The sequence below is a fragment of the Pseudonocardia sp. WMMC193 genome (genome assembly GCF_021728735.1).
In the GTDB taxonomy this organism is placed as follows: Bacteria; Actinomycetota; Actinomycetes; order Mycobacteriales; family Pseudonocardiaceae; genus Pseudonocardia; species Pseudonocardia oroxyli.
This window is the reverse complement of sequence record NZ_JAKKDO010000003.1, coordinates 970,981-983,710: the sequence shown is the minus strand read 5'-3', so window position 1 is coordinate 983,710 and position 12,730 is coordinate 970,981. Positions and strand designations below refer to the sequence as shown.

13 protein-coding genes are annotated in these 12,730 nt (G+C 75.4%); 3 read left to right on the top strand and 10 right to left on the bottom strand.

All coding sequences use genetic code 11. The features are described from left to right. The 6 genes from L3X23_RS06070 to L3X23_RS06045 are packed head-to-tail and all read right to left on the bottom strand — an operon-like array spanning nucleotide 1 to nucleotide 4,195. The gene (locus tag L3X23_RS06070; RefSeq protein WP_237191134.1) at nucleotides 1-954 is read right to left on the bottom strand and encodes an ROK family protein; all 954 of its coding nucleotides are present in this window, start codon (nucleotides 952-954) and stop codon (nucleotides 1-3) included. A gap of 1 nt (nucleotide 955) precedes the next feature. Continuing rightward, nucleotides 956-1,312: a hypothetical protein gene (locus tag L3X23_RS06065; protein WP_093075718.1), complete on the bottom strand. Its 357-nt coding sequence runs from the start codon at nucleotides 1,310-1,312 to the stop codon at nucleotides 956-958. Further along, nucleotides 1,309-2,514 (bottom strand): ArsA family ATPase, encoded by a 1,206-nt coding sequence (locus tag L3X23_RS06060; RefSeq protein ID WP_237191133.1) that lies wholly within the window; start codon nucleotides 2,512-2,514, stop codon nucleotides 1,309-1,311. Before L3X23_RS06060 ends, L3X23_RS06065 begins: the two co-directional genes overlap by 4 nt. A gap of 47 nt (nucleotides 2,515-2,561) precedes the next feature. Then, nucleotides 2,562-2,996: an SRPBCC family protein gene (locus L3X23_RS06055; RefSeq protein WP_093075723.1), complete on the bottom strand. Its 435-nt coding sequence runs from the start codon at nucleotides 2,994-2,996 to the stop codon at nucleotides 2,562-2,564. 17 nt (nucleotides 2,997-3,013) lie between these two features. Beyond that, nucleotides 3,014-3,799, bottom strand: a complete 786-nt coding sequence (locus L3X23_RS06050) for a metallophosphoesterase (RefSeq protein ID WP_237191132.1) — start codon at nucleotides 3,797-3,799, stop codon at nucleotides 3,014-3,016. Nucleotides 3,800-3,808: 9 nt separating this feature from the next. After that, nucleotides 3,809-4,195: a polyketide cyclase / dehydrase and lipid transport gene (locus tag L3X23_RS06045; protein ID WP_093075729.1), complete on the bottom strand. Its 387-nt coding sequence runs from the start codon at nucleotides 4,193-4,195 to the stop codon at nucleotides 3,809-3,811. A gap of 119 nt (nucleotides 4,196-4,314) precedes the next feature. On the opposite strand from L3X23_RS06045, the gene L3X23_RS06040 reads away from it, so the two are divergent. Then, a complete protein-coding gene (locus L3X23_RS06040; RefSeq protein ID WP_237191131.1) occupies nucleotides 4,315-6,111 on the top strand; it encodes a long-chain fatty acid--CoA ligase in 1,797 nt (598 codons plus the stop codon). 68 nt (nucleotides 6,112-6,179) lie between these two features. Here L3X23_RS06040 and L3X23_RS06035 read toward each other — a convergent pair whose 3' ends face one another. The 4 genes from L3X23_RS06035 to L3X23_RS06020 all read right to left on the bottom strand — a co-directional run bounded on the left by L3X23_RS06035 (nucleotide 6,180) and on the right by L3X23_RS06020 (nucleotide 10,529). Beyond that, nucleotides 6,180-7,292: a glycosyltransferase family 4 protein gene (locus tag L3X23_RS06035; RefSeq protein WP_237191130.1), complete on the bottom strand. Its 1,113-nt coding sequence runs from the start codon at nucleotides 7,290-7,292 to the stop codon at nucleotides 6,180-6,182. Between the two features lie 23 nt (nucleotides 7,293-7,315). Next, nucleotides 7,316-8,572, bottom strand: coding sequence for an NlpC/P60 family protein (locus L3X23_RS36015; protein ID WP_308116872.1), 1,257 nt, complete (start codon nucleotides 8,570-8,572; stop codon nucleotides 7,316-7,318). 238 nt (nucleotides 8,573-8,810) lie between these two features. Beyond that, nucleotides 8,811-9,104, bottom strand: coding sequence for a hypothetical protein (locus tag L3X23_RS06025; RefSeq protein WP_237191129.1), 294 nt, complete (start codon nucleotides 9,102-9,104; stop codon nucleotides 8,811-8,813). Nucleotides 9,105-9,209: 105 nt separating this feature from the next. Continuing rightward, a complete protein-coding gene (locus L3X23_RS06020) occupies nucleotides 9,210-10,529 on the bottom strand; it encodes an NYN domain-containing protein (RefSeq protein ID WP_237191128.1) in 1,320 nt (439 codons plus the stop codon). A 109-nt stretch (nucleotides 10,530-10,638) separates the two neighbouring features. Between L3X23_RS06020 and L3X23_RS06015 the strand changes: the two genes are divergently transcribed. Beyond that, entirely contained in the window at nucleotides 10,639-12,369 is a 1,731-nt protein-coding gene (locus tag L3X23_RS06015) for a DEDD exonuclease domain-containing protein (protein ID WP_237191127.1), read from the top strand. Nucleotides 12,370-12,440: 71 nt separating this feature from the next. Further along, entirely contained in the window at nucleotides 12,441-12,716 is a 276-nt protein-coding gene (locus L3X23_RS06010; protein WP_093075749.1) for an Lrp/AsnC family transcriptional regulator, read from the top strand. Nucleotides 12,717-12,730 lie beyond the last annotated feature (14 nt).

Genomic DNA, 12,730 nt, shown 5'->3' with positions numbered 1-12,730 from the left:
CTACGCCCGGCTGGTGAGGTGTTCGCGAGCCAGCTCGGCGGCCCCGACCACCGCGGCGCCGGGGCCGAGCTGGGCCGGGCGGATGCGGGCCAGCGGACGGTCGCCCGCGCCGGTGAGGATCGTCGAGTAGTGCTCGCGGGCCTCGTCCAGGAACAGGGGCGCCGAGCCCGCCACCCCGCCGCCGATGACGACCAGCTGGGGGTCGAAGACGTCGGCGATCAGCGAGAGCCCCTCGCCGAGCCACCGACCCAGCTCCGCCACCGCGCGGCGGGCCAGCGGGTCGCCCTCCCACGCGGCGCCCGCGACCCGCTGCCCGGTGATCCGGCCGGGGTCCCGCGCGGCCTCGCGGTGCAGCACCGACGGCCCCTGGTCGGGGTCCCCGAGCAGCTCCAGCGCCGTCGTGGCCAGCGCGGTGCCGCTGCAGTACCGCTCCCAGCAGCCGCGCTTGCCGCAGGCGCAGGGCCGCCCGTCCGGCACCACGCGCAGGTGCCCGAACTCGGGGGCCACGCCGTACGCGCCGCGGTACAGCGCGCCGTCGAGCAGCAGCGCGCCGCCGATCCCGGTGCCGATCGCCACGAACACCACGGTCGACGCGCCCGCGGCGGCCCCGTAGCGGCGCTCGGCGAGGGCGGCCGCGTTCGCGTCGTGCTCGACGACCGTCGGCAGGGCCGTGCGCTCGGCCATCCGGGCCGCGACGGGCGCGTCCCGCCAGGGCAGGTGCGGCGCGAACCGGACGAGCCCGCGGTCGGCGTCGATGAACCCGGCCACCGCGAGCCCGACCGCGGAGACCTCGTGTCGTGCGGCCAGCTCGGCGACGCAGCCGCCGATGGCCGCCTCGAGCGCGTCGGCGCTCTGCGGGGTGGCCGCGGCCGCGCTGTCGATGATCTCGCCGTGGGCGTCCACGACGCCGGCGCGGATGTTGGTCCCGCCGACGTCCACCCCGACCGTGAGCACGTCAGACCCGGGTGACGGGGATCCGCTGGACCCGCCTTCGGCCTGCTCCGTGCGTGCCGCCATCGCCGTTCGTCCCCTCCCGTGCCGGACCCTCCGGGTACCCGTCCAGCACCGTCCGCAATGCCCCGAGCACTCCCGCCGCGTGGTGCGCGAGGGTCACCGCCAGCTCGGGGCGCTCGCCGCGCAGCAGCGCCAGCACCGCGCACACGGGGCAGTTCGCGCAGCTCGCCGGGGTCGCGTCCGCATCGAGCAAGGGGTCGAGCAGCGGGGTGATCCGCTCCAGCAGCGTGTCCGCCAACGCGCGGAACTCCCCGGCGAGGGTGTCCGAGTGCGGACAGCGCCCGGCACGCTCGCTCACCGGCTCATCCAGACGGCCGGGTCGGGGACGAAGGTCACCACGAGATCCTCCCCCTGCAGGCGCGCGGCCGTGACCTCGCACCGCCGCAGGACGGCGGGCAGGCTGATCCGCCGCCGCGTGCCCCCCACCGTGACGACGAGCTCGTCCCCCACCCGGGTCAGGTCCAGCGGCCCGCTCGCGGCGCCGGGCAGCCGCAGCGCGAGCTCGAACTCCGAGTCCGGGTCCGTGCCGTCGCCCCGGGTCCGCTCCACCCGCAGCGCGGGCGGCGCGTCCGGCCCGACGGCCACGGGATCGGCCGACCCGTACAGCGACTCGGCGAGCGCCGCGAGGGCCTCCACGCCCACGGGCTCGGCCGCGGTGTACGGCACGGTCTGCGCGGGTCCCGACGAGCCCGTGAGCTCGGCGAGCACGGTCTGCTGCTCGGTCCAGCGCTCGCGCAGCCAGCGCGCGGTCGGCCCGCGCAGGGACGGCGGCGGGGCCGGGACCATCCGGTTCACCACCAGGCCGTCGACCCGCAGGTCGTGCAGGGCGAGCGCGGTGACCGTCCGCGCGGTCTCGGCGGCGACCACCCGCTCGGGGGTCAGCACGAGCCGGATCGAGGTGTGCTCCCGGTCGCCGAGCATCGCGCGCAGGCCCTCGAGCTGCGCGGCGAGCCCGTCGAGCGCGTCCACCGTGCGCTCCCAGCCCTCGCGGTCCGCGCCCGCGAGCCCCGCCAGCACGCGGCGGTGCTTGGGGAAGAGGCGGTCCAGGTAGCCCGAGAGCGCCTCGGGCAGCCCGAGCAGCCGCAGGGTCTCCGCCGTGGGGCCGCAGTCGACCACGACGACGTCCCACAGCCCGGACGCCGCGAGCCGGTGCACCTCGGCCAGCGCCAGCAGGTCCTCGACGCCGGGCAGCACGGTCAGCTCGTCCGCGACCAGGTCGTCCACGCCGATGCCGGCGAGCAGCGTCCGCAGGTGGTCCTGCAGGTCGGCCCACGCCCCGTCGAGCAGCACGCGGGTGTCGACGTGGCCCGCGAACAGCCCGTGCTCCAGCTCGCGCGGGTCGGCGTCCAGCGCGGTGTCCAGCGCGTCGCCGAGGGAGTGGGCGGGGTCGGTGGAGACCACGAGCGTCTTGCGGCCGGACCGGGCCAGGCGCACGGCGGTGGCCGCCGCGAGCGTCGTCTTCCCGACGCCCCCCTTGCCGGTGAACAGCACGACCCGCACGGGGCCGAGGGTATCGGCCGCCGGGAACGCGCCTCGAACCGGAGCGATCAGCGACCCTCGACCCGGCGCTTGAGGCCCTTCAGCGCCGTATCGATGATCACCTTCTCGGCCTTGCGCCGCAGCATGCCGATCATCGGGATGTTCAGGTCGACGGCCAGGCTGTAGGTCACGGTGGTGCCCGCGCCCGTGGACTCGAGGGTGTACGAGCCGGTCTGCGCCTTCTGCATCTGGCCCTTGACCAGCACCCACGACACCGACCGGCCGTCTCCCGCCCAGTCGTAGTCCAGGGTGTAGGTGTCCTTGATCGGGCCCGCGTCCATGGAGAAGCGGACCTGGTCGGCGCGGTCGCCGTCCTTCGCGAGGATCTCCACGGTCTTGACCTGGTCGGCCCACTCGGGATACGCCTCGAAGTCCGCGATGACCGCCATCACCGTGTCCGGGTCGGCGTCGATGGTGATCGAGGAGGTCGTCGCGTCGGCCATGACGCGCACGTTACCGCTCACCAGCGCAGGACGTACGCCTGACCGGTCCGCCGGAAGTGTCCGACGTTCACGCACTCCGTGGCCCCCACCCGCGCCCGCTGCGCGAGCGGCTGGTGGACGTGTCCGAACAGCGCCGTCCGCGGCCGCTCGCGGGCGATCAGGGCGCGCAGGCCCAGCCCGGGCAGCTCGCGGCGCCCGGTCACGCGGTCGTAGTGCAGCAGCGGCACCTCCGGCGGCGCGTGCGTGCAGAGCACGTCGATGTCGGTGATCGCGTCCACGGCGGCGCGATACTCCTGCGCGGGCAGCAGATGCGGGCGCCACGGGCCGCCCGGCGGGCGCGGCGGGAACCCGTCGGGCAGCGGGACGCCGCCGACGAATCCGACGCGCAGGCCGCCGATCTCGACCACCTTCCCGTCCGGCACGGTGACCCGCGGGACACTCGGCCACCGGTCGGGCACGTCGACGTTGCCGGGGATGGCGTAGGTGTTCTCGGGCAGGACGGCGAAGAGCCGCGCGTACTGCTCGTCCACCGCTTCGGCGATCACCGCGGCCGGGTCCGGTATCGCCGCCCACGCCCGCTCGGCGAAGGCGCGCAGCTCGCCCGGCCCACCGGAGCGCCGGACCCGGCCGAACTCCCGGCTGACGTCCGCGCCGAGCACCCGACCGAGGATCCCGGCGGTGGGGTCGGCGTAGTCCACGAAGTCGATCAGGTCGCCGAGGACGAACACCGCGTCCGCGCCCTCGACCGCGCGGGCCAGCCCCTCGACGTTGCCGTGGACGTCGGACACGACATGGACCCGCATGGACTCACATTAAGGGGCCTCGCCGGGCGCGCGACCGCGCTCCAGATGTGACTTGAGGGCGAAGGCGATGCGCTTGGCGTGCCGCTGGCGGCGCCGAACCTCCGCGACCGCCCGGCGCCCGCGCAGCGGCGCCGGCCCGTCGGGCCCCAGCGGGTCGGCGCGGAGGAAGTAGTGGACGCAGGTGCCGTCGAGCATCGGCTCCAGCCACACCTCCATGCTCCCCGTCAGGGCACCGCCCACGGTCCAGCGCATCCCCTCGAGGCCGCGGTCGGCGAGGACCTCGCAGGTCAGGTCCGGCCAGAACCGCGCCCAGGCGGCCGGGTCGGCGAAGATCGGCGCGACGCGCGCGGGCGGCACGGCCAGGAACGTCTCGTCCACCACATCGACGCTCGGCATCGCGGCCTCCCACGGGACGTATCAGTCGTTTCCGGACGAACGGGACCTCGCTCGCACCGATCCGACGCGGTATCTTTCCTCACCGGTAACCTGCCAACGCCGGCCAGGAGGTCAGCATCGTGCGTGAGTACAGCGTCCCCGCCACCGTCGTGATCGGAGCGGAGGAGAATCTCCTCGACGCGGTGTTCGCGCACGAGGCGGAGAACCCGGGCGACACGCTGCTGAAGGTGCAGCGCACGCCGGGTGAGTGGACCCCCGTCACCGTCGCCGAGTTCACCGCGCAGGTGGTCTCGGTGGCGAAGGGGCTGATCGCGGCCGGGGTCGGGCCGGGCGACCGCGTCGCGCTGCTCTCGCGCACGCGCTACGAGTGGACGCTCCTCGACTACGCGATCCTCGCCGTGGGCGGGGTGACCGTGCCGATCTACGAGACCTCGTCGGCGTCGCAGATCGCGTGGATCCTGGAGAACTCCGGGGCCGTCGGGATCGTCGTGGAGACCGCGGCGCACGCCGCCCTCGTCGAGGGCGCGGGCTTCGTGAAGATCATCGAGGACGGCGCGGTGGCCGGCCTCGTCGAGGAGGGCGCGGGCGTCGACGAGGCGCAGGTGCACGCGCGCCGTCGGGCTGTGCGCGCGGACGACCTCGCCACGCTCATCTACACCTCCGGCACCACCGGGCGGCCCAAGGGCTGCGAGCTGACCCACCGCAACCTGCTGACCGAGATCGCGGCCACCCGCGAGGTGCTGCACCAGCTGCTCTCGGCGGACGGCTCGGTGCTGTTGTTCCTGCCCCTCGCGCACGTGTTCGGCAAGGTCATCCAGTGCGGGGCGATCGCCTCCCGCACGGTCATCGGGCACACCCCGGACACGAAGAACCTGGTCGCGGACCTGGGCACCTTCCGGCCGACGTTCCTGCTCGCCGCCCCGCGGGTGTTCGAGAAGGTCTACAACTCGGCCCGCCAGAAGGCGCACGACGGCGGCAAGGGCGGCATCTTCGACGCCGCCGCGGACACGGCCATCGCCTGGTCGCGGGCGCAGGACACCGGCGGGGCCGGGCTCGCGCTCAAGCTCAAGCACGCGCTGTTCGACAAGCTCGTCTACGGCAAGCTGCGCGCGGTCACCGGCGACCACGTCGTCGCGGCCGTCTCCGGCTCGGCGCCGCTGGGTGACCGGCTGGGCCACTTCTTCCGCGGCGTCGGCATCCCGATCCTGGAGGGCTACGGGCTCACCGAGACCACCGCGGGCATCACCGTGAACGCGATGGGCGCGCAGCGGATCGGGTCCGTCGGGCGTCCGGTGCCCGGGCACTCCGTCCGGATCGCGGACGACGGGGAGATCATGCTGGCCGGGGACATCGTGTTCCGCGGGTACTGGCGCAACCCCGAGGCCACGGCGGCGGCGCTGGAGGACGGCTGGTTCCACAGCGGGGACATCGGCGAGCTGGACGACGCGGGCTTCCTGTCCATCACCGGGCGCAAGAAGGAGATCCTGGTGACGGCGGGCGGCAAGAACGTCGCACCCGCGGTGCTCGAGGACCGGCTGCGGGCGAACGCGCTGGTGGGGCAGTGCATGGTCGTCGGCGACGGCCAGCCGTTCATCGCCGCGCTGATCACCATCGACCCGGAGGCCCTGCCGGGCTGGCGGGAGCGCAACGGCAAGACCACCGACGGCGACCCGTCGTCCGCCGCCGACCTGGTCGACGACCCGGAGCTGCGCGGGGAGATCGCCGCGGCGGTCGAGGAGGCCAACCAGGCCGTCTCGCGGGCGGAGCAGATCCGCAAGTTCCGCATCCTCCCGGTGGACTTCACCGAGGCGGGCGGGGAGATCACCCCGACGTTGAAGGTCAAGCGGAACGTGGTGAGCGAGAAGTACGCCGACGAGGTCGCGGCCCTCTACGCGGACACCAAGCAACCCGCCTAACCCATGCATTATGGAACCATAACTGCTCAATTCGCCCGCGAAACGGCCGTTATGGTTCCATAATGCGCTCAGGTGAGGAGGGCACGGAGGCGGTTCACCTGGGTGGGCCAGGTCCAGGACTCCTGCATCCAGGTGCGGCCCGCGTCGCCCATCTTCCGTGCGCGGTCCGGGTCGGTGAGCAGGTCCGCCAGGGCGTCGACGAGCGCGCCGACGTCCCGCCCGTTCACGACGTGCCCGGTCTCCCCCGGCCGCACGGTCTCCGGCGCGCCGCCGCTGTCCCCCGCGACCACGGGCACGCCGCAGGCCTGGGCCTCCAGCAGCACGATGCCGAGCCCCTCGACGTCGAGCCCCCCGCCGCGCGTGCGGCAGGGCAGGGCGAACGCGTCCCCCACCGCCTGGTGGGCCGCCAGCTCCGCGGCCGGCACCGCACCGGTGAACACCACCCCGTCGACCCCCCGGGCCAGCCTCCGCAGCCGGGCGCGGTCCGGCCCGTCCCCGACGATCAGCAGCCGGGCCCCGGGGACCCGCGCGCGGAGCGGGCCGAGGGCCCTGATCAGCACGTCCTGCCCCTTCCGCGCGACCAGCCGGGACAGACAGGTGACGACGGGCGCCTCCCCCAGCCCGTACCGCGCGCGCAGCTCCGCGCGGGCCTGCGGGTCGGGTCGGAACACCGTCGGGTCGATCGCGGGCGGCACGTGCTCCAGGGCGGCGAGCGGACCGAAGGCGGAGGCGAAGCGGCCCCGCGTGTAGCGGGAGACCACGGTGACCGCGTCGGCGTCGTCGCCGATCCGGCGCAGCGCCCGGCGTCCGACCGGCACCATCGACCAGCCCACCTCGTGCCCGTGGGTGCTCGCCACCACCCGCTCGACGCCTACCTTCCGCAGGGACGGCCCGAGCAGCGCCAGCGGCGCGGCCGCACCGAACCAGACGGTGGTGGCGCCGTGCTCGCGGACCAGCGCCGCCGCCGTGCGGGCCACCGTCGGGACCGGGAGCATCAGGGACGTCGGGTGGCGGTGGACGGGGTAGCGCAGCGTCGCGTCGAACGCCGCGGCGCCCTCCCAGGCGGGGGCGTAGACGGCGAGCTCGCCGGGCGGGAGCCGGTCGGCGAGGGCCTGCAGGTAGTTCTGGATCCCCCCGCGCCGCGGCGGGAAGTCGTTCGTGACGAGGAGGGTGCGGGCCACCGCGCGACCGTACCGGCGGCCGGTCAGCCCACGCGGCGGGCGCCGCTGAACACGCTCCGGTTGACCTTCTGGTACTTGACGACGTCCCCGCTCTGCGGCGCGTTGATCATCTTCCCGCCGCCGGCGTAGATGCCGACATGGCTGACGGGCGAGTAGTAGAAGACCAGGTCACCGGGCTGCAGCTCGTCCCACGAGACCGACCGGCCCACGCCCGCCTGCGCGCTCGACGACCGCGGCAGGGTGATCCCGGCCTGCCGATAAGCCCAGGAGGTGAGCCCCGAGCAGTCGAAGCGGTTCGGCCCGCTCGCACCCCACGAGTAGGGCTTGCCCAGCTTGGTGGCCGCCGCGCGCAGGGCCTCGGCGCCCACCCCGGTGCCCCAGTCCGCGTCCGGGGCGTCCTCCTCGGGGCCGTTCAGCTCGCGGAGCTCGCGCGGGCTCAGCCGCCGCAGCAGGTCCTCGGCCTCGTCGATCCGGGTGTCGGCCTCGGCCTTGCGGGCGGCGATGTCGTCCGCGGCGCGGTGGGCCGCGTCCGCCGCGGTCTGGGCCTGCGTGGTCGCCTCGTCCGCCTGCGCCTGGGTCTGGGCGGCGTGCTCCACCTTGTCGTGCAGCTCCCGCAGCACGACGAGCCGGTCCGCGGACAGGGTCTCCAACGCGGACATCTGGTCGAGGTAGGCCTGGGGGTCCGTGCTGGTCAGCAGCGCGGAGAACTGGTCGAGGCGGCCGTCGTCGGCGAAGGCGAGAGTGATGTCCTCCAGCGAGCGCCGGTAGGTCTCCTCGTCCGCGCGGGCGCGGTCGGCCTCGGCGCGCAGCGGGTCGACGGCCGCGCGCAGCCGGTCCGCCTCCTCCTGCTTGGCGGTGAAGTCGTCCGTGGCGGCGTGCCACTGCTCGGTGAGCGCCTCGGCGTCGTGCTGGACGGCGCGCAGCCGGTCCCGCGCCTCGTCCGCGGTGCGCGGCGGCGGGGGCTCGGCGGGCGGGTCCGCCGGGACCCCGGCGACCTCCGGCGCCACCGTTCCGGGTGGCACGGGCGCGTCCGGCGCCACGGGAGCGGGGTCCGCCGTGGGGAACGGGGGCAGCGGGACGCCGGGCAGGACGGGGCCGGGCTGGGCGGGATCGCCGGGCTGGGCGAGCGCCACTCCCCCGCTGAGCACGAGGCCCGCGGCGAGCAGCACCGGCAGGATCGCGGTGCGGACGGCACGCCTGCGCGCGGCGGGCCGAGGGGTGCACGCAGGCCGGTGCGCACCGGCCGGTGCCTGCCTCGTCGACGGGTCTCGGGGTACCACGCCGGCTCGACTCCCTCCTCGGCCCGCCGCGACCGGACGGGGAGATCCGGGCCGGTGCCGGGGACGGGCACCGACGGCGAGAACCTGCGCGACCGCCCTGGGGAGACGGCCTGTGACGCGAGGTCGAGGGAGAGATTACGAACGTGTCATTCACCCGTCCAGCACTCGCCCGGACGGGGCCGGGACGAACGGTCTCCCCCACACGACGTCGCCGAGGGTGACGCGATCGCCCGTTTCGCTACCCAGCGTTGCGCCTTTCGGTCTCGGCGCCCCCGTTGTCGGTGACCGGGGCGCTCCGGGTGGGCACGACCCGCAACCGCGGGATCAGTCCCTGGTCCGCCAACACGTCCAACGCGCGCCGTTCGGCGGCGGCGAGCTGTACCTGCGGCGCGCCCGACGGCACGTCGACCGCACCGGAGACGGCCCCGGCACCACCCGCCCCCGGCACCTCCGGGACGCCCAACAGGACGCCGATCACGCACTCCCCGCAGGCCGCCCCGCGGACCTCGCAGCTGTCGCAGTCGACGATCATGGTCGCACTCCTCGCGATCGGAAAACTCGGCTGAGCTGATCTGCGGCGCACGCTACGACGACCCACCGACAATTCCGGGCCACCCGCGATCGGGGGCGGCGGCGCTCAGGCGCGGAGGCGGCCGAGCAGCACCGAGGAGGGCACGGAGTGCGCCCCGCGGCGGCGGACGGACTCGGCGACCGCCTTGTCCGACGAGGCGACGAGCAGCGGCCTGCCCTGCGGCTCCGCGGCGACGAGATCGCGGATCACGTCGTCCGCGATCACCCCCGCGTCGCTGAACAGCACCCGCACCCCGCGGGCGCCGCGGGGTCGGGCGGCGATGACGGCGGCCCCGTCGAACACCACGGTGACCTCGACGCCGGTGCGTGCCGCGAGCGCCCCGAGCTGCGTGACCAGCCGGGTCCGCTGGTCGGCCAGCGGGAGCTCGGGGTAGCCGGTCTTGCTGACGTTGTACCCGTCGACGATCAGGTGGGCCGCGGGCAGCGCGAGCACCGCGTCCAGCGCGGACGGGTTCACCACGGCCTCGCCGCGCACGCCGCCGGACCCGGCCACGACGTCCGCCGGTCGCGGGCCCCCGCCGCCGAGCGACAGCTCGCGGCGCAGCCCGGACACGGCGCCGCCCAGGGTCTCCAGCAGCAGCGCGAGCCGGACCTCGTCGCCCTGCCGGGCCTCCTTGGCCGCCTGCCGGGCGGACGCGACCTCCGCGGCGGCCCGCCGGGCGGCGGCCCGCTCGGCCTCGGCCCGCTCGCGTTCGCGGTCCCGCTCGGCCAACGCGGCCTCCAGCCGCGCGTCCGCCCCGGCGCGCAGCCGGGCCACCTCGGCCTCGAGCGCGGCCATCCCGTCCCGGGCGAAGCGCAGCTCGGTGCCCTGCTCGGAGACCTTGCGCCGCAGCCGTCCGAACTCGTGCTCGCGCTCGGCCGCGGCGCCGCGCGCCTGGTCGCGGGCCTCGGCGAGCTCGGCCCGCAGCCGTTCGACCTCGATCTGCAGCTTGTCCGCCCTGGCCAGGGCCTCGTCCCGCTCGGCGCGGGCCTCGCTCGCGTCTCCCCGCCGGGCCACGGACGCGACGGCGGCGCGGGCCTCGGGCGCGCCGGTCAGCACCGCGGCGGCGGCCGCGGTGATCGGCTCGTCCGGCCCCGCGGCCAGCTCACCGGGCCGGTGCTCCTCCCACCACGCGACGACGGCGGTCCGGAAGGCCCCGTCCTCGCGCAGCTCACGGACCAGGGCGGTCCCCCCGAGCCGGGCGCGCTTGGCGGGGGCGAACCGGGCGAACGGTCGCAGCGACGTCGGCACCTCCGGCGTCGGCATCTCCCCGACGGCGGTGGCCGCGACCTCGGCGAGCCGGTGGCGCACCGGGTCCGGCAGCAGGTTCCAGTCGACCCCGGGGGACGACGACGCGTCCGGCGTCGGGGCGTCCTGCGGGTACATCGGACAAGGTTATCCCCGATCGGGCCGGGCAGCCACGCATTCGCCCGGTCGCGACACGCTCGAACGGACGTGCGAGGAATCGTCGGTGGCTCGAACTAGTGTTCGGCCCGTGATCGCTCCCCAGCTCTCGTTCGACGAGCTCGGCACTCCCCTGCGCGAGGTCACGTTCGTGGTGGTGGACCTGGAGACCACCGGCGGCTCCCACGAGCGGGACGGCATCACCGAGGTCGGAGCGGTGAAGGTGCGCGGCGGCGAGCGGCTCGGCGAGCTGGGCACGCTCGTGGACCCGGGGCGGGGCGTCCCGCCGAACGTGGTCGCGCTCACCGGCATCACCACCGCGATGGTCTCCCGGGCACCCCGCCTGGAGTCGGTGCTGCCGTCGGTCCTGGAGTTCCTGTCCGGCGCGGTGTTCGTGGCGCACAACGCCCCGTTCGACGCCGGCTTCCTCCGCTCGGCCTGCGAGCGCCACGGCATGGTCTGGCCGCGCCCGCCCGTGCTCTGCACCGCGCGGCTGGCCAGGGCGGCGCTGACCAGGGACGAGCTGCGCAGCGTGTCCCTGGGGTCGCTGTCGCGGTACTTCGGCACCCGCACCCAGCCGAACCACCGGGCGCTGTCGGACGCGCGGGCCACCGTCGAGGTCCTCCACCACCTGCTCGAACGCATCGGCAACCTGGGGGTGCAGAGTCTCGAGGAGCTGCTGGCCCTCACCCGGGAGGCGTCCGCGCACCGGCCGACCCAGCGGCAGCGCCAGCAGCGCCATCTCGCCGAGTCGGTGCCCTCCGCGCCGGGGGTCTACCTCTTCCGCGGCCGCCGGGAGGAGGTGTTGTACGTCGGGACCAGCGGCGACCTGCGCCGGCGGGTACGCAACTACTTCACCGCGGGCGAGAAGCGGCGGCGCATCCGGGACATGGTCGCGCTCGCCGAGCGGGTGGACACGGTCGTGTGCGCCCACGCGCTGGAGGCGGGGGTGCGCGAGCTGCGGCTGCTCGCGGCGCACAAGCCCAAGTACAACCGGCGCTCCCGCAATCCCGGCCGGGCCTGGTGGGTCGCGGCGACGGAGGAGGCCTTCCCCCGCCTGTCCGTCGTCGCCGCTCCGAAGGAGGGGGCGCTGGGCCCCTTCCCCTCGCAGAAGGCGGCGACGGCGGCGGTGGACACCCTGCTGGACGCCGTGCCGCTGCGCCGGTGCACGCAGCGGATCCCGGCCCGGTCGCCGTCCGGCACCCCGTGCATGGTGTTCGAGCTGGGGCGGTGCGGGGCGCCCTGTGCGGGGTTCCAGAGCCGGGAGGAGTACGCGCCGCTCGTCGGGCGGTGGCGGGACCTGGTGGCCGGTCGGCGGGACCACGAGCTGTCGTCGCTGGTGTCGGCGGTCGACGAGCTGGCCGCGCGGGAGCGGTTCGAGGAGGCCGCCGGGGACCGGGACCGGCTCGTCGGGCTGATCGGCGCCCTCGAGCGGCGGCAGACCCTCGCCGAGCTCGCCGCCCAACCCGAGGTGGTCGGCGCCCGGCCGGACGGGCGTGGGGGCTGGGAGCTCGCCGTGATCCGGTACGGGCGGCTCGCCGCGGCGGACGTCGCGCGCCGCGGGGTGCGGCCGATGCCGGTGGTGGAGGCGATGCGGGCCTCCGCCCAGACCGTCCTGCCCGGCGACGGGCCGCTGGCCGGGGCGCCGCCGGAGGAGGTGCGGCTGCTCTACCGCTGGTTGACCACGGGTGGGACCCGGCTCGTGTACTGCGACCCCTGGGCGGAACCGGCCTTCGGCGCCGCCCGCTGGGCAGGCTGGGCGGCCCGGGCGCGGGAGGGCACCGCGGCGGGCCGGGCGGCGGTCGAGGCCTTGGTGCGGTGACTCGCGGGGGCCGGCATGCAATAGCCTCGCCTCACGCGCTGCCGCCCGCCGCCGTGGAAGAAGGAGAGCCCGTGATCACCGCGATCGTCCTGGTGCACACCGACGCCGACCGCATCCCCGAGACCGCGCAGGAGATCGCGGACCTCGACGGGGTCGCGGAGGTCTACTCCTGCGCCGGGGACGTCGACCTGATCGCGATCGTGAAGGTCAAGGAGCACGAGCAGCTCGCGGACGTGATCGCCGGGAAGCTGTCCAAGGTCGAGGGCGTACAGCACACGGACACCCACATCGCCTTCCGCTCCTACTCCAGCGCGGACACCGAGGCGGCCTTCGCCGTCGGCGACTGAGCCTGCTCCGCACG